The organism is Marinobacter sp. UBA3604 (assembly GCF_002375325.1).
Classification (GTDB): domain Bacteria; phylum Pseudomonadota; class Gammaproteobacteria; order Pseudomonadales; family Oleiphilaceae; genus Marinobacter; species Marinobacter salarius.
Genome location: NZ_DFMB01000005.1, coordinates 1 through 23,438 on the forward strand (window position 1 = coordinate 1; position 23,438 = coordinate 23,438).

Genomic DNA, 23,438 nt, shown 5'->3' on the forward strand with positions numbered 1-23,438 from the left:
CGCCATGCCTGGCGCACAACAAGAAAGCCCCGCAAAAACGGGGCCTTCTCTCAGGTGCTGAAGTGAAACAATCAGCTAAGCAGCTTGATCATCACACCTGCAGCCACCGCAGAGCCGATAACACCGGCCACGTTTGGCCCCATAGCGTGCATCAGCAGGAAGTTCTGCGGGTTGGCCTCAAGGCCGACCTTGTTGGATACCCTTGCAGCCATCGGCACCGCAGACACACCAGCGGAACCAATCAGCGGGTTGATAGCTTCCTTGGTGAAGCGGTTCATCAGCTTCGCCATCAGAACACCACACGCAGTACCCACAGCAAAGGCCACAATACCCAGGCCCAGGATACCCAGCGTCTGCGCATCCAGGAACTTGTCAGCCATCAGCTTGGAGCCAACCGACAGGCCCAGGAAAATCGTTGTGATATTGATCAGTGCGTTCTGGGCAGTATCGCTCAGGCGCTCGACCACGCCACACTCGCGCATCAGGTTACCAAAGCAGAACATACCCAGAAGCGGCGCAGCGTCCGGCAGGAACAGAACCACCGCAATCAGTACCACCAGCGGGAACACGATTTTCTCTTTTTTGCTCACCGGGCGGAGCTGGGACATCTTGATGGCCCGCTCTTTCTGGCTGGTCAGCGCCTTCATGATCGGCGGCTGAATCATCGGCACCATCGCCATATAAGCGTAAGCCGAAACTGCAATCGCCCCGAGCAGGTGCGGCGCCAGAACACTGGACACATAGATGGAGGTAGGACCATCCGCACCACCGATAATACCGACTGCGGCGGCTTCAAGGATGGTGAAGTCCAGGATACCCAGCCAATCGAGCAACGCAGCACCCAAAACGGTTCCGAAGATACCAAACTGGGCTGCAGCGCCAAGCAGCATTGTCTTGGGGTTTGCCAATAGCGGGCCAAAGTCCGTCATTGCGCCGACACCCATGAAAATCACCAGCGGACCAATGGTGCTACCGATAACCACAGAATAGAAGTTATACAGCATGCCATTGCCATAGCCGAAGTCCTGGGCAATGGCATTTGCCATCGCCATGTCGGAGTAGCTGGCCTCTTTGACCGCCACCTTGAAGGCTTCTTTCAGCTCAGGGGTAATAGCCTGGCCGGCCTGATAAGCAACATCCAGCGGCGCAGCCAGTGCGGCCAGCACCTGCGTAGTGTCGCTCTTCAGGGCGAAATGAATCGCATTCTCCGCCGCAGTCAGGGCAAGCCCTGCCTCCGGAATATTCGCCAGAATACCGCCGAACCCGATGGGTACCAGCAGCAGCGGCTCGAACCCCTTGCGAATCGCAAGGAACAGAAGAAGAAGGCCGATGGCGATCATGATCACCTGGCCAAGTTCCATATTGAACAGGCCACTACCTGTCCAGAGTGTCATTAATTTATCCATGGAATGCTGGCCCTTATGCGATTGTCAGCATTTCATCATCAGGGGAGACGGCATCACCGACCTTGATGAAGACTTCGCCGATGGTACCGGCTTTCGGTGCCCGAACCTCGGTTTCCATTTTCATGGCTTCGAGAATGATCAGCACATCGCCCTCTTCCACGGCGTCGCCGGGAGATACCAGAACCTTGAAGATATTGCCGCCCAGAGGCGCGACCAGAGGCTCGCCTTCACCCGCAGCCGGTGCAGGCGCGGAAGAGGAAGCAGCAGGTGCGGATGCAGCACCACCTTCACCCTGAATCTGGCTGATTTCACCGCCTTCGGACACCGCAACAACATACTTCTTGCCATTAACATCGACAGTGTAGGTTTCCGGGCCTTCAGCTTTCTTGCCAGGTGCTGCGTCTTCAGCGGTCGGAACCGGCTCAAATGCATCCGGGTTGTTACGGTTTTCCAGGAACTTCAGGCCGATCTGCGGGAACAGTGCGTAGGTCAGAACGTCGTCCTCAACATTGTCGGCCAGCTTGATGCCCTTCTCTTCCGCCAGCTTCTTCAGCTCGTCGGTCAGCTTGTCCATTTCCGGCTCAAGCACATCGGCCGGACGACAGGTCATCACTTCCTTGCCATCCAGAACGCGCTCCTGCAGCTCCTTATTCATGGCCGCCGGCGCAGCGCCGTACTCGCCCTTGAGGATGGCGGAGGTTTCCTTGGAGATGGACTTGTAACGCTCACCGGTCAGAACGTTCAGTACCGCCTGGGTGCCCACGATCTGGGAAGTCGGAGTGACCAGCGGAATGAAGCCCAGGTCTTCGCGAACCTTGGGGATTTCATCCAGAACTTCGTCGAACTTGTCGCTCGCGTTCTGCTCTCGCAGCTGGTTTTCCATGTTGGTCAGCATGCCGCCCGGTACCTGGGCAATCAGGATGCGGGAATCGGTGCCACGCAGGCTGCCTTCAAATTTCGCGTACTTCTTACGCACCTGGCGGAAATAGCTGGCGATTTCCTCAAGCAGGGTCAAGTCCAGGCCGGTGTCACGATCTGTGCCTTCCAGAATGGCAACAACCGCCTCGGTGGGCGAGTGGCCGTAGGTCATGCTCATGGAGGAAATGGCGGTGTCCACGTTATCGATACCGGCTTCCGCGGCCTTGATGGCGGTGGCGGTAGACATGCCGGTGGTGGCGTGGCACTGCATATGGATGGGAATATCCAGCTCTTTCTTCAGACGGCTGACCAGATCAAAAGCTACGTAAGGCTTAAGGATACCGGCCATGTCCTTGATGGCGATGGAGTCCGCGCCCATGTCCGCCACTTCTTTCGCCATTTCAACCCACATTTCGATGGTGTGCACGGGGCTGGTGGTGTAGGCGATGGTGCCCTGGGCATGCTTGCCAGTCTTACGAACGGCCTTGATCGCACGATCCAGGTTACGCGGATCGTTCATGGCGTCGAAAATCCGGAACACGTCTACGCCGTTCTCGGCGGCACGCTCACAGAAACGGTCGACCACATCATCGGCGTAATGACGGTAACCCAGCAGGTTCTGGCCACGCAGCAGCATTTGCTGTTGGGTGTTGGGCATAGCCTTTTTCAGTTCACGGATGCGCTCCCAGGGATCTTCGCCCAGGTAACGGATGCAGGAGTCGAAGGTAGCTCCGCCCCAGGATTCCAAAGACCAGAAACCAACCTTGTCGAGTTTCTCGGCAATGGGCAGCATGTCGTCAAGCCGCATGCGGGTGGCAAGCAGGGACTGGTGGGCGTCACGCAGGATAACGTCCGTAATCCCCAGCGGTTTCTTTGTGTCAGTCATCGTGTCAGCCTTCTGTTTAAAGGTTCTAATCTATCTGCCAGGTCACTTCTTGTGGCGTGACCGGTATTGTGCAATCGCTTTTTTAATCGCTTCAGCGGTGTCAGGATCAACCGACGATGGTGCCGAAGGCCTTGCACGTGGAGTACGGGCCGGAGCAACGGGTTCAGGCGGGCCGAACCGATGGACCAGTTTTGACATGAGCAGGGTTGCAAACACCAATATGATCAGGAATACGAAGACAAACCCCATGCCTGCGACCATCAGATCGATGGCTTGTGACATTAGCTCACTCATAACAAATAGCTACCTGTATTGAGTTGTTGATTTTCCCGAGCCCTTGGCCAAGCCTCGCCAGGAGCGTGGTTTTACCAGCCATTCGGACAGTTCGGGGGGCAAAATCCCGCGTAATTTACCGTTTTCCGACTCACTGAGCAACCTAATTGGCGGTTTCAATAGGTGGTTTCCGAGCTCTCTGGCCCGTACTGACGGGCCTGGAGTGGGCAAAAATCATTCTCATTCATGCATACCGCACACGCATTTTCCGGCCCTTTATACGTCCTTGCTCCAACCTTTTCAGGGCCGTGGCGGCTGATGCCTTCTCCACTGCCACAAAACACTGAAAATCGAATAGATCGATCTTGCCTACAACGGCCCCGGGCAGCCCAGCCTCACCGGTCAGCGCACCAAGCACATCTCCTGGCCGGACTTTGTCTTTGCGCCCACCCGCTATACACAGGGTTCTCATCGCCGGCTCCAGCGGCTGCAACGCAGTTTTCAGCAGCTTGTCTGTATCCCCCCAGGTCACGGCTTGCTTACGCCCGGATTCCAGCCGGTTAATCTTATGGGCCTGCGACGGGGTGCAGAAGGTGACCGCCAGCCCCTGCTCCCCGGCCCGGCCGGTTCGACCGACTCGGTGAGTATGTACTTCCGGGTCCCTGGCCGGCTCCACATTAACCACTAACGGCAAAGATTTTATATCCAGACCGCGGGCCGCCACATCGGTCGCCACGAGCACGGAACAGCTCTGGTTGCCGAAACGAACCAGAACACTGTCACGATCCCTCTGCTCCAGATCACCGTGAAGCGGGAGCGCCGCAAACCCGAAGCCGTTCAGCTCATTGGCGACATCATCACATTGCTGTTTCGTGGTGCAGAAGGCAATGCAGGACGCTGGTTGGTGTAACGACAATAGCGCCGCGACGGCCTGGACCTGCTGCCCGGGCGCGATCTCGTAGAATCGCTCGGTAATATCGGATTCAACAGCCTGACTCTCAATCCGGACGTCAGCCGGCGTATGCTGATATTGCTCGCTCAACTTGCGGATATTCTCGGGCCACGTCGCCGAGAACATCAGGGTCTGCCGTTTTGCGGGCGCCTGGCTGATGATGTCTTCCACCGCGTCCTGGAATCCCATATCCAGCATCCGGTCCGCCTCATCCAGGATGAGGGTTGTGAGCTGGTCCAGCTTCAGAGTGCCCTTTCGTAAATGATCCTGAATGCGCCCTGGAGTACCCACCACAATATGAGCGCCGTGGCTGAGGGAGCCAATCTGGGGGCCGATAGCCACGCCACCACACAGTGACAGAATCTTTACGTTGTCACGGGCCCTTGCCAGCTCACGCAGCGACTTCGACACCTGGTCCGCCAGTTCACGTGTGGGACAAAGTACCAGCCCCTGCACCGAAAAGCGTCGCGGATTCAGCCTTTCCACCAGGCCAATGCCAAACGCCGCCGTCTTGCCGCTTCCGGTCTGCGCCATGGCGATCAAGTCCTTACCTGCCATAGCATGAGGCAAGGCGCCGGACTGAATCGGTGTCGGATTTTCAAAGCCAAGCCTCGACAGGTTCGCGAGCATTGGCTCGGAAAGGCCCAACTGACTGAATGACGGCATAAAAGAAATTCCCGGGGGCAAATGGATAAATAAAGGATGGGTTCGACCAGCAGCGCTGCGGGCGTATACTTGGGGCCAAGTTTACCAGAAATTGCAGACACTCACGGAGCCGTTCATGCCATCACTACAGGATCAGTTGTTGAAAGCCGGCCTGGCCGACGAGAAAAAGGCCAAAGCCATTCGCAACGAGAAACATAAAAAACGCAAACAACAGCCCAAGGGAGCGGTTGAGGTCAATGAAGCGGAAATTCGTGCCCGCCAGGCACGGGAAGAGAAAGCAGAACGGGATCGGCAATTAAACCTTGAGCGCCAGAAGCAGGCTGAGAAAAAGGCCATCCAGGCCCAGATTCGGCAACTGGTGGAAACCAATCGTCTTGATCGCTCGCGAGGTGAGACCTCTTATCAGTTTGTCCACGACAAGAAAATCAAGAAGCTCTTTGTGGACGACACCATGGTGGATCAACTGTCACGGGGAAGGCTGGCTATTGTCTTCGTGAACGACGCCTACGAAGTGGTAGCTGAGGGCGTAGCCCGCAAGATCATGGAGCGGGACGAAAGTGCCGTGGTGGTGTTGCATGACCGCAAGAGTGACGATCAGGGGGATGATGACCCTTATGCCGGATATGAGATCCCCGACGATCTAATGTGGTAAGGCAACAAAAAGCCCCGCTCTCGGCGGGGCTTTTTGTTTAATATGGCGCGGCTGGGAGGATTCGAACCTCCGACCGCCTGGTTCGTAGCCAGGTACTCTATCCAGCTGAGCTACAGCCGCTAAAAACAGTGCCTACTGAAAATGGCGAACTTGGTATAAGTGGCGCGGCTGGGAGGATTCGAACCTCCGACCGCCTGGTTCGTAGCCAGGTACTCTATCCAGCTGAGCTACAGCCGCGCATTCATACTTCCAGATTCAGCAATGTTCTCTTTCTTCTCCGAAAAGAAATGGCGGAGAGGGAGGGATTCGAACCCTCGATACGCGCAATGCGTATGGCTCCTTAGCAGGGAGCTGGTTTCAGCCACTCACCCACCTCTCCTTGAGAACGGGGCGTATACTACCATAATTTTTCTGATTTCATAGGGTTGACACGAGTTTTTTCGAACCGCGCTCCCATAGGTTCAGAAAAGCCGTTCGGGAGACACAAAAAAGCCGTTCGGGTTTCCCTCGAACGGCTTTTTGTCACTCTCAGCTGTTGCCGGGCTCCGGCTCTTCAGAGCCTTTCTCGCTCTGAATTCGCTGATAGATTTCTTCGCGGTGAACCGCCACTTCTTTGGGGGCGTTTACACCAATGCGAACCTGGTTCCCCTTCACCCCAAGGACGGTTACGGTGATTTCATCACCGACCATCAGGGTTTCGCCAACACGGCGGGTCAATATCAACATGTCCTTTACTCCCTTATCCAGAGCTACCTGTTCCGACAAATGTATACTGCTTACTTTTATAGTGGGATCACTTGCCAATCAAAAGCCGCACAATCACTTATACGTACTTATAAAAGCAAAAGCCTGCAAATGATGCCCTTTTTTCGGAAAACCAATGCGAACCGGCTTTTATGTTCGCGTATTTTCAGGCTTCCTCTACCCCGGGCTTGTCCAGTTCGAACGCACTATGCAGTGCCCGAACGGCCAGCTCAAGATATTTTTCGTCAATCACCACGGAGATTTTAATCTCAGACGTGGAGATCATCAGGATATTGATTCCTTCATTAGACAGTGCTGCAAACATTTTAGTTGCAACGCCGGCATGAGACCGCATACCCACACCCACAATACTGACCTTCGCAATCTTGCTGTCGCCGCTAACTTCACGGGCACCCAGTTCGTCGGACACCCGCTGCAGAATGGCCTGGCCACGCTTGAAGTCGTTGCGATGCACGGTGAAGGTGAAATCCGTGCGGTTATCCGCACCCACGTTCTGTACGATCATGTCGACTTCAATGTTGGCATCGCTGATCGGCTGAAGTATACGCAGGGCGCTGCCCGGGGTATCCGGCACACCGGCGATCGTCAGTTTGGCTTCATCACGGTTAAAGGCTATGCCGGAGACAACCGGTTGTTCCATGGCGTTTTCATCCTCAAGTGTAATCAGGGTACCCTCGCCTTCCTCAAAGCTGGAGAGCACCCTTAAAGGAACATTGTATTTGCCTGCAAATTCCACCGAGCGAATCTGAAGAATCTTGGAGCCCAGGCTGGCCATCTCAATCATTTCTTCAAACGTAATTCGCTCCAGCCGGCGCGCGCTGTCCACTACCCGTGGGTCAGTGGTATAGACACCGTCTACATCAGTGTAGATCTGACACTCGTCAGCCTTCAATGCCGCAGCAAGAGCAACAGCAGTAGTATCGGACCCGCCACGACCAAGGGTGGTGATGCTGCCGTTCTCGTCAATGCCCTGGAAACCGGCAACCACAACCACACGACCGGCGTTGAGGTCTTCCCGCATGCGCTGCTCGTCAATCTGCTTGATGCGCGCCTTGGTATGGCTGCTGTCGGTCAGAATTCGAACCTGGGCACCGGTATAAGAGCGCGCATCACAACCGCGCTTTTGCAACGCCATGGACAACAGAGCAATGGTCACCTGCTCCCCGGTCGAGACCAGCACGTCCATTTCCCGGGGCGTGGGTTCTTCCATGATGTCGTTGGCCAGACCAATAAGACGGTTGGTTTCCCCACTCATGGCAGATACCACAACCACCACGTCATGACCTTCCTTGCGGAAGCGGCATACCTTTTCTGCAACCGCTTCAATCCGTTCTGTGGTGCCCACCGAAGTGCCACCGAATTTTTGAACCAAGAGCGCCATTTCTTTCCCGATACCAAACGTGGACAGACAGCGGGGCAGCGCCCCACCTCAGACGACCAAATGGGCGAGATTATATACACCTGCCCATTTTGGATACAGTTATCTATGCAATATTTTTCTCAACCCAGGCAGGAACACCTGCCAGGGCATCCGCCAGTTTTGATGGGTCGTTTCCGCCACCCTGGGCCATATCTGGACGACCGCCACCTTTACCGTCAACCTGAGCCGCCAGATGCTTCATCAAATCTCCGGCCTTGATCCTGCCAGTCGCCGATTTGGTGACACCGGCCACCAGTGTCACTTTGCCGTCTTCAACACTGGCCAGCACCACAACACCCTCGCCCAGCTTGTTCTTGAGTTGGTCGGCGGTTTCCATCAGCGCTTTGCGATCCGCGCCTTCCATTTCAGAGGCCACCACTTTAAGGCCAGCCACATCCACGGCAGAACTGGCCAGATCGCTACCAGCAGAGCTTGCCAGCTTCGCCTGGAGAGCATTGATGTCCTTCTCCAGCTGTCGATTGCGATCCAGCGTCTGCTGAACTTTCTCGACCAGGGACTCACGCGAGCCTTTGACCAGCTTTGCAGCTTCCCGCAGGGTTTGCTCGGTTTCCTCAACCCATTCCAGAGCGCCAAACCCAGTGACGGCTTCGATACGGCGAACGCCCGATGAAATACCGCTCTCCGATGTGATACGGAACAGCCCGATGTCGCCGGTACGCGCCACATGGGTGCCACCGCACAGTTCCACGGAGTATGCGTCAGAGCCCATGCTCAGGACTCGGACGGTATCGCCATACTTTTCACCGAACAGCGCCATGGCACCTTTGGCCTGGGCCTGTTCCATATCGGTAATTTCGGTCTCAACCGGGGTGTTACCCAATATTTGTTCATTAACCTGACGCTCGATTTCCCGCAACTGTTCCGGTGTTACCGACTCAAAGTGGGAGAAGTCGAACCGCAGTTTGTCAGGATCTACCAACGAGCCTTTCTGTGTAACGTGCTCGCCCAGCACATTACGGAGCGCGGCATGCATCAGGTGGGTTGCGGAGTGGTTCTTCTTGGTCCGTTCACGACGAGCGTGGTCGATGCGGGCATCCACTTCCAGCCCCGGGAACAATTCGCCTTCAATCACGGTACCGATATGCAGGTGATTGCTGCCCTCTTTCTGGGTGTCGGTCACCTTGAAGCGGCCACCGCTCCAGGTCAGCAGGCCGGTATCGCCCACCTGACCGCCTGACTCCGCGTAAAACGGCGTGCGTTCCAGCACCAGAATCGCTTCATCGCCGGCTTGGGCCGCTTTCTCTTCACCACCCACTATCACGGTGCGAATGGTTTCGTGGCCGTCGATATGTTCGTAACCGGTAAACTCGGTAGACCCTTCAATGTTCAAACCGGCTGCATTGTAATCCATGCCGAATTTGCTCGCCGCGCGGGCACGCTCGCGCTGGCGCTCCATGGCTTTCTCGTAGCCATCGTAGTCCAGGGTCAGGCCACGCTCACGGGCAATGTCGTTGGTCAGGTCAACCGGGAAACCGTAGGTGTCGTACAGGGTAAAGATGGTTTCGCCCGGAATTTCGGAACTCTTGAGCGCCGCAATGTCCTGTTCAAGCAGGCGCAGGCCTTTGTCCAGAGTCTTGGCAAACTGTTCCTCTTCCTGCAGCAGCACCTTTTCAATCTGCTTGCGGCTGCTGACCAGTTGCGGGAAGGCACCGCCCATCAGCTCAACCAAAGCGCCAGTCAGCTTGTGGAAGAAAGGCTGCGTGGCACCCAGTTTGTTGCCATGGCGCGCAGCCCGGCGAATGATACGGCGCAGTACGAAACCACGCCCTTCGTTGGACGGCATGACACCGTCAGAGATCAGGAAGGCACAGGAGCGGATGTGATCCGCCACTACGCGTAGCGACGCTTCTGTGGTTTCAACGCCGCCAAGGATGTCGGAGGCTGCATTGAGCAGGTCCTGCATCAGGTCAATTTCGTAGTTGCTGTGAACGCCCTGCAGCACCGCGGTGATGCGTTCCAGACCCATACCGGTATCCACGGAGGGCTTGGGCAGGGGCAGCATCTCACCGTCCGCCTGGCGGTTGTACTGCATGAACACCACGTTCCAGATTTCGATGTAGCGGTCACCGTCTTCTTCCGGGCTACCGGGAGGACCACCATCCACATCAGGACCGTGGTCGTAAAAGATTTCGGTACAGGGACCACAGGGACCGGTATCGCCCATTTGCCAGAAGTTGTCAGATGCGTATGGGGCGCCCTTGTTGTCGCCAATCCGCACGATTCGATCTGCCGGAACACCAACTTCCTGATTCCAGATATCAAAGGCTTCGTCGTCGGACGCGTAAACGGTGACCCACAGTTTTTCCTTTGGCAGCTTCAGCCAGTCGTCGCCGGTCAGGAAGGTCCAGGCAAAATTGATGGCTTCACGCTTGAAGTAGTCGCCAAAGCTAAAGTTACCCAACATTTCGAAAAAGGTATGGTGGCGCGCTGTATAGCCTACGTTCTCAAGGTCATTGTGTTTACCACCTGCACGCACGCACTTCTGCGTGGTTGTCGCCCGGCTGTAATCGCGTGCTTCGCGCCCCAGGAACACGTCTTTGAACTGGTTCATTCCCGCGTTGGTAAACAACAGGGTCGGGTCGTCCGCCGGCACCAGTGAACTGCTCGGCACAATAGTGTGGCCCTGCTGTTTGAAGTAATCGAGAAACGCCTGTCGCAACTCTGCGGTTTTCATAGCCCTTTGATACCCTTCTATAAACCCGTGCGGGTCCGCGTTTAAAGACACATACTTACATGCGCTTGCAAATCCGCTACTCTAGCACACGCCGAGAACAGGAAAAACGTGAAACATCACAGGAGAAGCCATGCCCCGCCGCTTTCATACCGCCGAGGAACTCCTTCCTCCCGCTGCATTCATCAAGCGACTGATGGCGGTGATTTACGATTCGTTGATCAGCATAGCGGTGCTACTGGTAACTACCTGGATGTACACCCTTGTAGCGGGCTGGGTCACCGGGTGGGACCAATATGAAGCCATGGCGGAAGCGGGGACTCTGAAGGCAGACCCACTGCTCACATTTGTGCTGTTCCTGGCGCTGTATCTGTTCTTTGGATACTTCTGGACCAAAAACGGCCAGACACTCGGCATGCAGGTGTGGCGTATTCGCATTGAAAACCTGGACGGCACGTCCGTGTCCTGGACACAGGCCCTGAAGCGATACGTGGCCGCGGCGGCTATCCTGTTCGTCGCGCTGCTGGGTGCCTATTACCTGAACGCAGCGACTCTCTTCGTGACTATCCCGGCGATCCTGGCGCTGTTCTACCCGATCAATGGGTTGTCGCTGACCGACCGCGCTTCTGGCAGTATCGTTGCCACTGTCCCCAAAGAGACTAAAAAGAAGTAGCTATCCGGCCCTTTTCATCAGTACCGCACCAACCACCGCATTAATCGCGATTGGCAGGACGATTGCCAGCACCGGGTTGAAGCCAAACACCAGGCTCATGGGGCCCAGCAGATCCTGCATGTACTTGAACAACAGCCCCACAATCAGGCCTGTAAAAACCCGGAACCCCATGGTAACGGACCGGAGCGGACCGAAAACGAAAGAGATCGCGACCAGCACCATGACTGCGGTGCCCAGTGGCATAAGCACTTTTTTCCAGAATGCCAGCCAGTAGTTGGCGGCATTCAGGCCCTGCTCTCCCAGATAGCTCGCGTAGGTATAGAGACCGGAGATCGCAAGGTCCTCCGGCTTTACAATCAGCACACTAAGAACGCTGGGCGACAGACCAGTTTCCCATCGCAGGGCCCGATGGGTTTCCTGGGTGGTTTTTTCATCGCTTAGCCTGGTAGTGGCCACGTTTTCCAACAGCCAGTGATCGCCCTGATAGATCCCTCTTTCAGCGAAACTGGCGGACACCAGCCAACGTTCCTCATCAAATCTGAACAGCGACACCCCGTGCAAGACGCCGTTGGGCTGAACCGCATTCAGATGCATGAACACATCACCCTCCCGGTGCCAGATGCCCGAGGCAGAAGCAATATTCTCACCCGCGCCCTGGGCCACGGTCTTCTGGCTCTGGGCCATCCGCTCAGCCGGTGGCGCGATGTACTCGCCAATCAGCACACCAAGGACGACCACCACCAGGGTCGGCTTCATGGCAGACCAGACAATACGTTTGAGAGAAACGCCCGCGGCCCGGATAACCGTGAGCTCCGACGAACTCGCCATGGTGCCGAGGCCGACCAGGCATCCCATAAAGGCGCCAAGCGGGAGGTAGTCATAGATGCGCCGCGGCAATGTCATCAGCACATAGAGCAACGCCTGGAGGGTCTGGTAATCGTTTTCCGCGTCGTCCAACTCGGCGATAAATGCGAAGATCAGGTCCAGGGACAGCACCACCAGCATCACCAGGAACATGGCACCACCCACCGTGCTCATCACATAGCGATCAATCTTACGCATGTTGCCGCGCCTCCTTCAGCAGGCGCCGGCGGTAGAGCCAGGCAGGCCCGAACTGCAGCCATAACCCGAGGGCCAGAAACAGGGCATGCACCCATAGCAACCCGATCCATTCGGGCACCTTGCCGCCTTCAAGGGCATCACGGGCCACGATGAGCAAACCAAGGTAAGTGATATAGACCAGCATGGCCGGCAACAAGTGGAAGAATCGCCCCTGCCGGGGATTCACCCGGCTAAGGCGCACAGCCAGCAGGGTGACAATCGGCACGATGAGCGGCAGTGTGAACCGCCAGTGCAGCATGGCTCGGTGCTCCGGATCATCCGACGCCATCAAGGCGGAGGTCGCAAGCCCTTCCTCCAGCTCTTTCTCACCCGCACTGCCACTGCGGATCTTGAGCCCGTAGGCTTCGAACCCGGTGACGTCGTACGCCAGTTGCCCCGGCAAGCCTTCAAAACGGGCACCATCTTCGAGCACCAGGAAGCGGCTGCCGGTTTGCTCGTCAATAAACTGGGACCCTTCCCGGGCGGTAATGATGGTAAGCCCCTTGCCGTCTTCACTGTGCTCGGCAATGAACACACCCTCAAGCCGACGCTTGTCTTCACTCAACGCTTCCGTGTAAGTCACACGTTCGCCAGACGACAACGACTGGAAGCGTCCCGGCGCCAACATCTCAAATTCCGTCGCCTGGCGTTGCTCGTTGAATATCCCCTCGACTTTCTTCATGCCCCAGGGAGACACATAGAGGCTCATGGCCCCCACCACCAACATCACCGGAATACTGCCAAGAAGTGTTTTCATCAACAGCTGCTTGTCGCTCACACCACAGGCAAACAGCACCGTCATTTCACTTTCCAGGTACATGCGCCCGTACGCCAGCAGGATGCCAATGAAAAAGCCCAGGGGCAGGATCAGCTCCAGGAAACCGGGAAAACGGTAAGCCATAATCTGGAACAACACATCGCCCGCCAGCTCACCGGCAGCGGCTTCCGCCAGATACTTGATAAACCGGCCGCTCATGAACACCAGCAACAGAATGCCGGATACGGCAAGCATGCTGATGATCACCTGGCGGGTTAGGTATCGGAAAACGATGCTCAAATCGGTCTCTCAGAGCCGGATGCGACCGGAGTCGATGGAAATCGGGATTCGCCGTATTCTAAGTAACCTTGGTGCCGAATGACAGAGCACAGTCGTTAACAACCTGTCAGCGCTTGATAATTTACCCCCAAACCCCAATGCTATAGGCATTCGGACATTCAAGCCCGAGGCCGGGCCTGTCCTCCATCAGAATAACCAACGGGAGTTGCTATGAATTTTACTCTGAGCAGTAAGCCCATTTCGGATACCAAAGCGGATTGCCTGGTTGTTGCCCTGCCGGAAAAAGGTGACTGGCCTGCTTCCACGACCCAAGCAAACGAAGCCCTGGGCGGACTGATCAAGACCCTGCAGAAGAACGGGGATGCTACCGGTAAAAATGCAACCACCCTGCTCGTTCCACTCGAAGGCCAGCCCTGGGCTCGCCTGCTGGTCGTTGGCACCGGCGCCGACAAGGATCGCTCCCCCGCCAACTACCGCAAATCGCTGATCGCCATGGCCAGCCAGATCAAGGATGGCCCGTCCAAACACGTACTGGTCGGCCTGAGCGACACCCTTGTCACTGGTGACGACGCCACCAGTTCGGAAACGGCACGCCTGAACCTGATCGGCCGCACCCTGGAAGAGCAGTTCTACCGGTTCAGCGAATTCAAGAGCGAGAAACCATCACAACGCAAACTGACGAAGGTGACCGTTGCTGCCTCCTCCGCCGGAAAGGCCCTGAAGGACGCCTTCAATCTTGGTCTGGCAACCGGCCGTGGTATGAATTTCACCCGGGATTTGGGCAACACACCGCCGAATATCTGCCATCCCACCTGGCTGGCTGAGCAGGCTGAGAAACTGGCCAAAGACAACGACGTCATCAAGACCGACGTGCTGGACGAAAAGCAGATGCAAAAGCTGGGCATGCACAGCTTACTGTCCGTGTCTGCCGGCAGCGCCCAACCCGCCAAACTGATCGTAATGGAATACCGTGGCGGCAAGGCGAAAGACAAGCCTTACGTCCTCGTGGGCAAAGGCATTACCTTTGACACCGGCGGCATCAGCCTCAAGCCCGGCGAAGGCATGGATGAAATGAAGTACGACATGGGTGGCGCCGCCGCCGTGTTCGGCGCCATGAAAACCATTGCCGAGACCAAACCGAAAATCAACGTGGTTGCCGTAATCGCCGCCGCCGAGAACATGCCCAGCGGCACTGCGACACGCCCGGGTGACATTGTTACTTCCATGTCTGGCCAGACCATCGAAATCCTGAACACCGACGCAGAAGGCCGACTCGTACTGTGCGACGCCCTCACCTACGTCAAGAAATTCGACCCGGAAGTGGTCGTCGACATGGCCACACTGACTGGCGCCTGCATCATCGCCCTGGGCAGCCATGCCACCGGCCTGCTGAGCAACAACGACACCCTGGCCAACGAACTGCTGGCCGCTGGTGAACGCGCTGGCGACCGCGCCTGGCGCCTACCTCTGTGGGACGAATACCAGAGCCAGCTCGACAGCAACTTTGCTGACATGCAGAACATTGGTGGTCGCCCGGCCGGCACCATCACCGCTGCCTGCTTCCTGTCCCGGTTCACCAAGGACTACCCCTGGGCCCACCTGGATATTGCAGGTACTGCCTGGCTCTCCGGCAAAGCCAAAGGCTCGACTGGCCGCCCGGTACCCATGCTGGTCGACTACCTGATGTCCCATGCCGGAAAGTAATCCGGGCTCACAGGATGAACGGAACCAGTCCTACTGGTTCCACATCCTCGCCCAGAACACCCCTGCGGCTCGCAATCTCCATACCGCCAAACTGGTGGACAAGGCGCGCCAGCAGGGAGACCGCGTGGGCGTCGTCTGTGACACCATGCAACAGGCTCAGGAACTGGACGACCTGCTCTGGAACTTCAGCCCCGAGGCTTTTATACCCCACAGCATCGTGCCGGACTCCGCCACGACCTGCACTGATCCCGTTGGGATATTGCTTTGCCAACCGGTAGCGGAAGACTGGGACACGGTGATCATCCTCTCATCCACCCTGCCTGCGGACGCAGACCGGTTTAAACGATTGGCGCTGGTTGCCCATAACGACGAAACGGTGTTGAGTCAGGCACGATCGCATTTCAAGCAGTTACGGGCATTGGGAATTGAGCCTCGAGTGCATGACCAAAGGAAGCGGTGAGACGTAAAACAGGCTCACAATCATACCCAGGCAAAACCATTGAACACAGCCGAGACAACTCGAACTCCATAAGGGTATGGGGGTGGTTTGAATTTCAGGCGAGAAAAGGTGTCTGAGCGAAGCGAGTTCTTTTCCCGCCTGAAATTCAAACCACCCCCGTACCCCTCCCCCCATGGTTCGCCGAGAACCCAAGGAGCATGTATAATCGAGCGTCTCAATTTTCCCTTGTGAATCAACCAAACGGTCACCAGCAGAAACCCATGGAAAAAACCTACCAGCCAGAAAACATCGAGCGCCAGTGGTACGAAAACTGGGAATCCAAAGGGTACTTCCGCCCCCGTTCAGAAAAGGCGGAGGGGGGCGAAGGCGAATCCTTCAGCATCGCCATCCCACCGCCCAACGTCACCGGCAGCCTCCACATGGGCCATGCTTTCCAGCACACCATTATGGACACGCTCACCCGCTTCAAACGTATGCAGGGCCGCAATGCCCTTTGGCAGGTAGGCACCGACCACGCCGGTATCGCCACCCAGATGGTGGTTGAACGCAAGCTCGCGGCGGAAGAAGACAAAACCCGTCATGACCTTGGCCGGGAAGAATTCATCAAGCGCATCTGGGACTGGAAGGCACATTCCGGTGGCACTATCACCGGCCAAATCCGCCGTCTGGGTAACTCGGTGGACTGGGACCACGAACGTTTCACCATGGACGACGGTTTCTACAAAGCCGTGCAGGAAGTGTTCATCCGCCTGTACGACGAAGGCCTGGTCTACCGTGGCAAGCGCCTGGTCAACTGGGACCCGAAGCTGCATACAGCCATTTCCGACCTTGAGGTCGAGAACAAGGAAGAGAAAGGCTTTTTCTGGCACCTTCGCTACCCGCTGGCCGACGGCGAAAAGACGCAGGATGGCAAGAGCTATCTAGTGGTGGCGACCACTCGCCCGGAAACCATGCTTGGCGATACTGCCGTGGCCGTGCACCCGGACGATGAGCGCTACCAGCACCTGATTGGCAAATTCGTTGACCTCCCGCTGGTAGGCCGACGCATTCCCATTCTCGCCGACACCCACGCCGACCCTGAAAAAGGCAGTGGCTGCGTCAAGATCACCCCCGCCCACGACTTTAACGACTACGCCGTGGGCAAGCGCAACAACCTGGTAATGATCAACGTCATGACCCAGGACGCCTGCATCCGCGATGTAGCCGAAGTGGTCAACGCCGATGGCACTGAAAACACCGATGTGGACGGCAGCCTGCCGGCTGCGTACGCCGGCCTTACCCGCGAACAGGCCCGCAAGCAGATCGTGGCGGATATGGACGCCGAAGGCCTGGTACAGGAAGTGGAAGACCACGTGCTGAGCGTGCCCCGGGGCGACCGCTCCGGCCTGATCATCGAACCCATGCTGACCGACCAATGGTTTGCCGATGCCAAAACCCTGGCAAAGCCGGCGATCGAAGCGGTCGAAGACGGTCGTATCCAGTTCGTGCCCAAGCAGTACGAAAACATGTACTTCGCCTGGATGCGGGATATCCAGGACTGGTGCATCTCCCGCCAACTGTGGTGGGGCCACCGTATTCCCGCCTGGTACGACGCCGAGGGCAATATCTATGTCGGCCGTAGTGAAGAGGAAGTGCGCCAGAAACACAACCTTGCCGCCGACCTGCAGCTGAACCAGGACGACGACGTGCTCGACACCTGGTTCAGCTCCGCCCTGTGGACCTTCGGCACCTTGGGCTGGCCGGAAATCACCGAGCGGCTGAAAACCTTCCACCCCACCAACGTTCTCGTGACCGGTTTTGACATCATTTTCTTCTGGGTGGCCCGGATGATCATGATGACGATGCACTTCATGAAAAACGAGGACGGCACCCCACAGGTACCGTTCAAGACCGTGTATGTGACCGGCCTGATCCGCGACGAGCACGGCGACAAGATGTCCAAGTCCAAGGGCAACGTGATTGACCCACTGGACATGATCGACGGCATCGAGCTCGATGACCTGCTGGAGAAACGCACTGGCAACCTGATGCAGCCCAAACTGGCCGAGAAGATCGGGAAGCGCACCCGGAAGGAGTTCCCGGAAGGCATTACCGCTCATGGTACGGATGCCCTGCGTTTCACTCTCTCCGCCATGGCGACCACCGGCCGCGACATCAACTGGGACATGAAGCGCCTTGAAGGCTATCGTAACTTCTGCAACAAGCTGTGGAACGCTGCCCGTTACGTGCTGATGAACACCGAGGGCGAGGATTGCGGCGTCAACGGTGAGGCCGTGGAATTGTCGCTGGCAGACCGCTGGATCATCAGCGAGCTGCAAACCTGCGAGCAGGACGTGATCCGCCATCTTGACCAGTACCGGTTCGACCTGGCCGCGTACGCCCTGTATGAGTTCATCTGGAACGAATACTGCGACTGGTACCTGGAACTCTCCAAGCCGGCGTTGAACGACGACAACGCCAGTGCGGAAGCCAAACGTGGCACCCGCCGCACCCTGGTACGGGTGCTGGAAGCGGTCCTTCGCCTGGCGCACCCGATGATGCCGTTCATCACCGAAGAAATCTGGCAGCGCATCGCACCCCTGGCCGGTAAGAGTGGTGACAGCATTATGCTGCAACCCTTCCCCCAGCCAGATGCCAACAAGCAGGACTCTGCGGTAGCCGCCGATATTGAATGGCTGAAAGGCGTGATTGTCGCTGTTCGGAATATCCGCGGCGAGATGAACATCTCCCCGGCAAAAGCCATCCCGGTGCTTCTGCGTGGTAAAAACCCAGACGACAAACGCCGCTTGGACGAGAACCGACAGTTCCTGTCATCACTGGCGCGCCTGGACAGCCTGGAATGGTTTACCGAAGGCGAAGCCCCCATGTCAGCCACCCAGTTGGTTGGCGAGATGGAAGTGCTGGTGCCCATGGCCGGTCTGATTGACAAGGATGCCGAACTCAAGCGACTGGACAAGGAACTGGAGCGACTGCAAAAAGAAGTTGGCCGACTGGAAGGAAAACTTGGCAACGAGAAATTCACTGCCAAGGCGCCCGCAGAGGTGGTAGAAAAAGAGAAGGAAAAGCTCAGCGATGCCCAGGGCAGCATGAGCCGGCTCAGCGAGCAACGGGCCGCCATCGAGGCCATGTAACCCATGGCCACGCCAGGGAATAATCAGGGGCTGTCCGGGAATGGCCGCATCGCCATTCTCGGAGCAGGCTCCATGGGCCAACTCTGGGCGGGCTACCTGCCCACCGGGACGGTAACGTTTATCCCTCGTCGCAAGGTTACCCCGGAAACAGGTAAACCCGCACTGACTTACACGTTCCGGCGGTTCGAAGGCCCGGAGGAAGTTGTCACAGTTCCCTACCTGCTCGCCACCGAGGCACCCCCCTCACTGTTGATGGTCACCACGAAGGCGGGCGATACGCTCGGTGCCATTGAATCCAACCTCCATGACCTTTCCCCAGATACTCCCATCGTCCTGTTCCAGAACGGCTTGGGCTGCCAGCAAGCGGTCGCCGAGCGTTGGCCACAACGACCGATCCTGGCCGCCAGCACCACCGAAGGGGCGAACCGCCCAGCACCAGGCTGCACAGTCCACGCCGGCAAAGGCGAAACCTGGGTTGGCCCATTAACCAAGAGTGCGACGACGCATCTGACGCAGGTAGTAACGGCGCTTGGCACCAGCGGGTTGACGGTTCACGCAGAGCAAGACATTCAGAGGCGGCTGTGGGACAAACTGATCATCAATGCGGGTATCAATGCCTTTACGGCAATCCTCGACTGCCCGAACGGTGACATCCTCGCCGACCCGTTCTACCGGGAACACATCGATGAGTTGTGCGACGAAATCTCGAAGGTGATGAAGGAGGATATTGGAAAAGCCCTGCCATCAATCACAATTCGCGAACGCATCGAAACGGTTGCCCGCAAAACGGCGCGGAATACCTCATCCATGCGCAGCGACAGGCGGCGGGGCCGCCCTACCGAAATTGACTTTATCAATGGATATATCGTCGGGCGCGGGCATGCGCTGGGCGTTGATGTTCCGACAAACCAGATGCTGACAAACTGTATTAAACAGCTATCGCCATAGATCTCAGGAGCACACCCTTCAGATCCCGAATGTCAGACCCTGAACGCTTCCACGAGGCGCTGCAGGGATGCAGTCAGTTGTGACATTTCCCGTGACGATGCCAGGGTTTCCTCGGCGTTATCTGCCGTTTTCTCACCCAGGACACTGATCTGTTCAACGTTGGTATTGACGTTTTTCGCCACGGCAGACTGCTCCTCGGCCGCCTGTGCGATCTGGTGGCTCATATCAACAATGGTCGAAATCCCCTGGGCAATCCGGTCCAGCGCTTCCGTCACTTCCGCCGATTTCTTCACCGTGGTTTCAGTCACGTCATGGCTGTTGGTCATGGCCGCAACGGCTTCCTTCACGCCGCTCTGCAACCGGGTGATCATACCCTCGATTTCCTCAGTCGATTTGTGGGTACGCTGTGACAGTGAACGTACTTCGTCTGCCACCACCGCAAAACCACGGCCCTGCTCACCGGCGCGCGCAGCCTCGATGGCCGCATTCAATGCCAGGAGATTGGTCTGCTCCGCAATCGCCTTGATTTCGACCAGAACCTGGCTGATGTTATCGCTGTCGGCGTTTACCCGGTTGATGACATCAACCGCGCCGGAGATTTCGGTGGCAAGACGGTTGATGGTGGCGACGGTATCCGCAACCACTCCGCGGCCTCTCTCGGTATCCTCTTCAGCCGCGCCAGCGCTATCAGACACGCGATGAGCACTCTCAGTAACCTCATTGACCGCTTCCACCATCTGGTTCATGGCTTCGTTGATCTGGCCGGACTCCTCCATCTGCCGCGCAACGGCCTCGCTGTTCGCAGCCGCGGTATCGTTGACACGAGTGGCCTGCCGATCGACGTCCGATGTAGTGCTGCTCACTGAGCGGATCAATTCGGCAATCCGGTCCGTCATGTTGTTGAACTCGGTAGTCAGCTCACCCAATTCATCACGATTATCCAATTGGATGTGAGTCGTCATATCGCCCTCAGCCACGGACCTTGCTGCCGTGCTGAAACGATTAATAGCCGTACGTACCGACATAAAGAAGCCGACGTAGAGGTAAACCACCACCAACAGGACAATTACCAATGCGGCAATAATCAACTGCCGTTGCTGCAGCTCGCCCTCCAGGCGTGAGTTCAGGTTTGCGCCAACGACGTCAAAAATTCCAGCCTTGAGCGCATCGTAATGGGCAAGCTGGTTTTCGATGGTGCGGTTGAAATCCCGCCAGGGTAACTCGAGGCGCATGGGCGTGATGATGTTGGCATCCAGCTCGTCACGCACAACCACCAGACTCTCGAGAATGCCCTCGACAGCATCACCTGTCGTTTTCTCCAGGGTCGGCGATGCATCCATCGATACGGTCAGTGCAGGCCCGAGCAGTGATGCGCGGTTGGTCAGTTCGTCATAGATTTCATTAAGAGCGTCACTGAGATTGTAGCCCACCTGCCCGTCGATGAGCGCAAAGGTCCCGAACGTCCTGGCCCGGCCAATGATGCTGCGGGCATCCGGCAGCGACTCACGCAAAAGCCCCAGAAGCAGCAGGTTTTCCCGGGATGCGTCCTGCCCCAGGCCGGAAATTTCAATGGTCGCGGACAAGAGCGCCCGCACTTTCTGGACGAACTCCTGATAATACTTGAACTGGGGGTCGATATTGCCCTGATAACTGTCAGTCGATTTGAGTGTTTGCCACTCTTCCACCAGCATCGCCACCTGCTGGGACCAGTTACCGGACTCATCAAAACGAGCCTCTGCGTTAACCAGTTCCTCAAGAATTCTATCAATCGTTTCTGACGACTCTGCGGACTGTGAGAGCAGTTCATTGTCATCCTTGATCTTGCCGGGGGCACGAAAATCCCGGTATGCCATGGACTCTGCCAGCAGCGTATCCACCTTTTCGAGCTGCTCCAACCCCTCCACGCCCCGGGTCATGGTATCAACCGACCGGTTCAGTTCACTGATAACCAACCAGGAAAGGGCAATAATGGGAAGCAGGAACAACACACTGATCAGGCTGAATTTGTAGAACATCGGCAGCCGATTCATCAGCGCTACTGCAGGCTTGATAAGCTGGTTCACGTGTACCCCCACAGAAAGCATCGAAAGGATGGAACTTTATTCTATTTGTTTATATTGTCGACTAAAGTACTACAAACTTGAGTGTTTTTCGGCGTAAAAATGTAATTTTTGTCAAAATGTCGTGATCAGCGCACACCGGCAATAACCAGCAGCGCAAGGATGCAGATCCAGACCAGCATGCTTCGGTTCAGCAAATCCCGGATGGCCTCCAGGCTGCGACCACCAAAGCCCGCCCATTCGTCCGGATGGATATTTGAGAACCGTTCCGGGTCCAGTGCATAGCCCGTCAATGCCGCGCTCGCGGCGCCCATCAATAGCTGGTTGGTTCTGAGGCTAAAATCAAACAGTCTTCGTTTTCCTTCTTTCATCCAGCCGGCAAGATCACCTGCGACTCCAAACGTGAAGGACAGTAGTCGTGAGGGAAGCCAATTGAGTATCTCCGCCAGCGCGGCAAACCCTGGTCTCGCTGCCACCTGCGGCCAGTGATCCCTTAACGCGACAACTCCCCTCGCAAAGAAGGCAGCCGCAATACCGCCAACGGCATACCAGAAAGCGACCAGAAAAAAACGCTCGAAGACGCTGACCATCAGCGTTCGTGACAAAGCCAGATGCATCTCATCGGGCGACGTTGCCGCGCCCCGTTCCTCAGCCGGCAAAATATCCATAACGTGATGCCAAGCGGACTGCATGTCGCCCCTGGCCCAGGATTCGCTGTAAACCTCCAGGCGCGCCCGCCAACCCGGCGCACCCATCAACAACACCATCAACAAAAACTCCAATGGATACGCGGCCATGCGCCAGCCAATGGTGTGCAGATAGTACTCCCCGGCGGCCAGAATCAGCGAGGGCACAAGAATAATAACCAGCCCCTTCCATAGGCCTGCCTCGTTACCAGACCTTTCAGCGCCTCCCCGGTTAAACGCGGAACGCCACAACGGCTCAGAAGACCAGGCGTTGGCCGCATCCAGCTTGCGTCTCACCAGGTAAGCGAGCAGAAACACCACCAATACCATCAGTTATCCGCTCCGTTGCCATGCCCTGTACCAAGCAGTTGCCGATATCGGGGCCAGTCAAAAGCCGGGCCCGGATCGGTTTTGCGACCGGGTGCGATATCGCTGTGCCCGGTGATCCTCTCTGGCGTGATGGCCGGCCACGATTTCATGATCAATGCTGACACGTCAGCAAGCACCTCATACTGAGCTGCGGTGTATGGAATGTCATCCGCGCCCTCCAGCTCAATGCCGATTGAATAATCGTTGCACTCTTCCAGGCCCTGAAAGCAGGACCGCCCGGCATGCCACGCGCGCTCCAACAAGCTGACGAACTGAAGGCATTCGCCATCCCGGCGGATCAACAGGTGTGACGAAACCTTCATATCGGCGATGGTCTCGAAATAGGGGTGCTCTGAGGGGGACAGTTGGTTGCAGAAAAACCGTTCGATGGCATCGCCTCCGAACTGCCCGGGAGGAAGGCTGATATTATGAACAACCAACAGGGATATTGCCGCCCCTTCGGGGCGTTTGCCAAAATTTGGAGACGGGCACCAACGGGCGCCGGCTACCCGACCGGTCGTCCGTAATCCGGCGACAGCCGGTGGCGACAGGTCAATGGTGTTGCGCGAAGGGATGGTTTCAGACAATGTGGTTCCAACAGGCCGGGGCGAACAGACCG

At 56.9% G+C, this 23,438-nt stretch carries 18 protein-coding genes and 3 tRNA genes; 6 read left to right on the forward strand and 15 right to left on the reverse strand.

Going from position 1 to position 23,438, the window contains the following annotated elements; translation table 11 throughout:
- Positions 1–71: 71 nt before the first annotated feature.
- The 4 genes from B2590_RS00935 to dbpA form a co-directional block, all read right to left on the reverse strand.
- Positions 72–1,406, reverse strand: a complete 1,335-nt coding sequence (locus tag B2590_RS00935) for a sodium ion-translocating decarboxylase subunit beta (protein ID WP_369810904.1) — start codon at positions 1,404–1,406, stop codon at positions 72–74.
- 13 nt (positions 1,407–1,419) lie between these two features.
- Positions 1,420–3,210, reverse strand: a complete 1,791-nt coding sequence (gene oadA, locus B2590_RS00940; protein ID WP_036206746.1) for a sodium-extruding oxaloacetate decarboxylase subunit alpha — start codon at positions 3,208–3,210, stop codon at positions 1,420–1,422.
- 42 nt (positions 3,211–3,252) lie between these two features.
- Positions 3,253–3,504, reverse strand: coding sequence for an OadG family protein (locus B2590_RS00945; protein WP_036206745.1), 252 nt, complete (start codon positions 3,502–3,504; stop codon positions 3,253–3,255).
- Positions 3,505–3,727: 223 nt separating this feature from the next.
- The gene (dbpA, locus tag B2590_RS00950; protein ID WP_127400965.1) at positions 3,728–5,101 is read right to left on the reverse strand and encodes an ATP-dependent RNA helicase DbpA; all 1,374 of its coding nucleotides are present in this window, start codon (positions 5,099–5,101) and stop codon (positions 3,728–3,730) included.
- Positions 5,102–5,216: 115 nt separating this feature from the next.
- Here dbpA and B2590_RS00955 point away from each other — a divergent pair, with 115 nt between their 5' ends.
- On the forward strand, positions 5,217–5,753 hold the full coding sequence (locus tag B2590_RS00955) for a DUF2058 domain-containing protein (protein ID WP_036206740.1): 537 nt from the start codon (positions 5,217–5,219) through the stop codon (positions 5,751–5,753).
- A 43-nt stretch (positions 5,754–5,796) separates the two neighbouring features.
- Here the strand turns inward: B2590_RS00955 and B2590_RS00960 are convergent.
- From B2590_RS00960 to alaS, 6 genes are all read right to left on the reverse strand, one after another.
- Positions 5,797–5,873, reverse strand: a tRNA-Arg gene (locus tag B2590_RS00960).
- Positions 5,874–5,913: 40 nt separating this feature from the next.
- Positions 5,914–5,990: transfer RNA gene (locus tag B2590_RS00965), tRNA-Arg, on the reverse strand.
- A gap of 51 nt (positions 5,991–6,041) precedes the next feature.
- A tRNA-Ser gene (locus B2590_RS00970) sits at positions 6,042–6,132 on the reverse strand.
- Between the two features lie 149 nt (positions 6,133–6,281).
- A complete protein-coding gene (csrA, locus tag B2590_RS00975; RefSeq protein WP_007155535.1) occupies positions 6,282–6,479 on the reverse strand; it encodes a carbon storage regulator CsrA in 198 nt (65 codons plus the stop codon).
- A 184-nt stretch (positions 6,480–6,663) separates the two neighbouring features.
- A complete protein-coding gene (locus B2590_RS00980; RefSeq protein WP_075195259.1) occupies positions 6,664–7,899 on the reverse strand; it encodes an aspartate kinase in 1,236 nt (411 codons plus the stop codon).
- A 103-nt stretch (positions 7,900–8,002) separates the two neighbouring features.
- Positions 8,003–10,633, reverse strand: coding sequence for an alanine--tRNA ligase (gene alaS, locus B2590_RS00985; RefSeq protein ID WP_127400963.1), 2,631 nt, complete (start codon positions 10,631–10,633; stop codon positions 8,003–8,005).
- A gap of 130 nt (positions 10,634–10,763) precedes the next feature.
- Here alaS and B2590_RS00990 point away from each other — a divergent pair, with 130 nt between their 5' ends.
- Entirely contained in the window at positions 10,764–11,303 is a 540-nt protein-coding gene (locus B2590_RS00990) for an RDD family protein (RefSeq protein ID WP_036206731.1), read from the forward strand.
- Here B2590_RS00990 and lptG read toward each other — a convergent pair whose 3' ends face one another.
- Together lptG and lptF are read right to left on the reverse strand one after the other, a co-directional pair.
- Positions 11,304–12,365 (reverse strand): LPS export ABC transporter permease LptG, encoded by a 1,062-nt coding sequence (gene lptG, locus B2590_RS00995; protein ID WP_126810291.1) that lies wholly within the window; start codon positions 12,363–12,365, stop codon positions 11,304–11,306.
- Positions 12,358–13,461: an LPS export ABC transporter permease LptF gene (gene lptF, locus B2590_RS01000; RefSeq protein WP_085681073.1), complete on the reverse strand. Its 1,104-nt coding sequence runs from the start codon at positions 13,459–13,461 to the stop codon at positions 12,358–12,360. Before lptF ends, lptG begins: the two co-directional genes overlap by 8 nt.
- A gap of 210 nt (positions 13,462–13,671) precedes the next feature.
- Here lptF and B2590_RS01005 point away from each other — a divergent pair, with 210 nt between their 5' ends.
- The 4 genes from B2590_RS01005 (at position 13,672) to B2590_RS01020 (ending at position 19,704) form a co-directional block, all read left to right on the forward strand.
- The gene (locus tag B2590_RS01005) at positions 13,672–15,165 is read left to right on the forward strand and encodes a leucyl aminopeptidase (protein ID WP_075195263.1); all 1,494 of its coding nucleotides are present in this window, start codon (positions 13,672–13,674) and stop codon (positions 15,163–15,165) included.
- Positions 15,152–15,625: a DNA polymerase III subunit chi gene (locus B2590_RS01010; protein ID WP_075195264.1), complete on the forward strand. Its 474-nt coding sequence runs from the start codon at positions 15,152–15,154 to the stop codon at positions 15,623–15,625. Before B2590_RS01005 ends, B2590_RS01010 begins: the two co-directional genes overlap by 14 nt.
- 260 nt (positions 15,626–15,885) lie before the next feature.
- Positions 15,886–18,756, forward strand: a complete 2,871-nt coding sequence (locus B2590_RS01015; RefSeq protein WP_126810294.1) for a valine--tRNA ligase — start codon at positions 15,886–15,888, stop codon at positions 18,754–18,756.
- A 3-nt stretch (positions 18,757–18,759) separates the two neighbouring features.
- Entirely contained in the window at positions 18,760–19,704 is a 945-nt protein-coding gene (locus B2590_RS01020; protein WP_052479538.1) for a ketopantoate reductase family protein, read from the forward strand.
- Positions 19,705–19,736: 32 nt separating this feature from the next.
- On the opposite strand, the gene B2590_RS01025 is transcribed toward B2590_RS01020, so the two are convergent.
- The 3 genes from B2590_RS01025 to ampD all read right to left on the reverse strand — a co-directional run bounded on the left by B2590_RS01025 (position 19,737) and on the right by ampD (position 23,406).
- Entirely contained in the window at positions 19,737–21,788 is a 2,052-nt protein-coding gene (locus B2590_RS01025; RefSeq protein ID WP_177190653.1) for a methyl-accepting chemotaxis protein, read from the reverse strand.
- A 104-nt stretch (positions 21,789–21,892) separates the two neighbouring features.
- Positions 21,893–22,780 carry a regulatory signaling modulator protein AmpE gene (locus B2590_RS01030; protein WP_213480071.1) on the reverse strand — a complete coding sequence of 296 codons (888 nt, stop codon included), beginning with the start codon at positions 22,778–22,780 and terminating at the stop codon, positions 21,893–21,895.
- Positions 22,780–23,406: a 1,6-anhydro-N-acetylmuramyl-L-alanine amidase AmpD gene (ampD, locus tag B2590_RS01035; RefSeq protein ID WP_087149022.1), complete on the reverse strand. Its 627-nt coding sequence runs from the start codon at positions 23,404–23,406 to the stop codon at positions 22,780–22,782. Before ampD ends, B2590_RS01030 begins: the two co-directional genes overlap by 1 nt.
- Positions 23,407–23,438: the final 32 nt, after the last annotated feature.

What these genes read in the sequence shown, in the direction of transcription:
- B2590_RS01010 (WP_075195264.1), top strand. Translation starts at nt 15,152, where the DNA reads ATGCCGGAAAGTAATCCGGGCTCACAGGATGAACGGAACCAGTCCTAC.
- lptG (WP_126810291.1), bottom strand. Translation starts at nt 12,365, where the DNA reads ATGCGTAAGATTGATCGCTATGTGATGAGCACGGTGGGTGGTGCCATG.
- B2590_RS01030 (WP_213480071.1), bottom strand. Translation starts at nt 22,780, where the DNA reads ATGGTATTGGTGGTGTTTCTGCTCGCTTACCTGGTGAGACGCAAGCTG.
- B2590_RS00955 (WP_036206740.1), top strand. Translation starts at nt 5,217, where the DNA reads ATGCCATCACTACAGGATCAGTTGTTGAAAGCCGGCCTGGCCGACGAG.
- csrA (WP_007155535.1), bottom strand. Translation starts at nt 6,479, where the DNA reads ATGTTGATATTGACCCGCCGTGTTGGCGAAACCCTGATGGTCGGTGAT.
- B2590_RS00945 (WP_036206745.1), bottom strand. Translation starts at nt 3,504, where the DNA reads ATGAGTGAGCTAATGTCACAAGCCATCGATCTGATGGTCGCAGGCATG.
- dbpA (WP_127400965.1), bottom strand. Translation starts at nt 5,101, where the DNA reads ATGCCGTCATTCAGTCAGTTGGGCCTTTCCGAGCCAATGCTCGCGAAC.
- B2590_RS00935 (WP_369810904.1), bottom strand. Translation starts at nt 1,406, where the DNA reads ATGGATAAATTAATGACACTCTGGACAGGTAGTGGCCTGTTCAATATG.
- B2590_RS01020 (WP_052479538.1), top strand. Translation starts at nt 18,760, where the DNA reads ATGGCCACGCCAGGGAATAATCAGGGGCTGTCCGGGAATGGCCGCATC.
- alaS (WP_127400963.1), bottom strand. Translation starts at nt 10,633, where the DNA reads ATGAAAACCGCAGAGTTGCGACAGGCGTTTCTCGATTACTTCAAACAG.
- B2590_RS01025 (WP_177190653.1), bottom strand. Translation starts at nt 21,788, where the DNA reads ATGCTTTCTGTGGGGGTACACGTGAACCAGCTTATCAAGCCTGCAGTA.
- B2590_RS00990 (WP_036206731.1), top strand. Translation starts at nt 10,764, where the DNA reads ATGCCCCGCCGCTTTCATACCGCCGAGGAACTCCTTCCTCCCGCTGCA.
- oadA (WP_036206746.1), bottom strand. Translation starts at nt 3,210, where the DNA reads ATGACTGACACAAAGAAACCGCTGGGGATTACGGACGTTATCCTGCGT.
- B2590_RS00980 (WP_075195259.1), bottom strand. Translation starts at nt 7,899, where the DNA reads ATGGCGCTCTTGGTTCAAAAATTCGGTGGCACTTCGGTGGGCACCACA.
- B2590_RS01015 (WP_126810294.1), top strand. Translation starts at nt 15,886, where the DNA reads ATGGAAAAAACCTACCAGCCAGAAAACATCGAGCGCCAGTGGTACGAA.
- B2590_RS01005 (WP_075195263.1), top strand. Translation starts at nt 13,672, where the DNA reads ATGAATTTTACTCTGAGCAGTAAGCCCATTTCGGATACCAAAGCGGAT.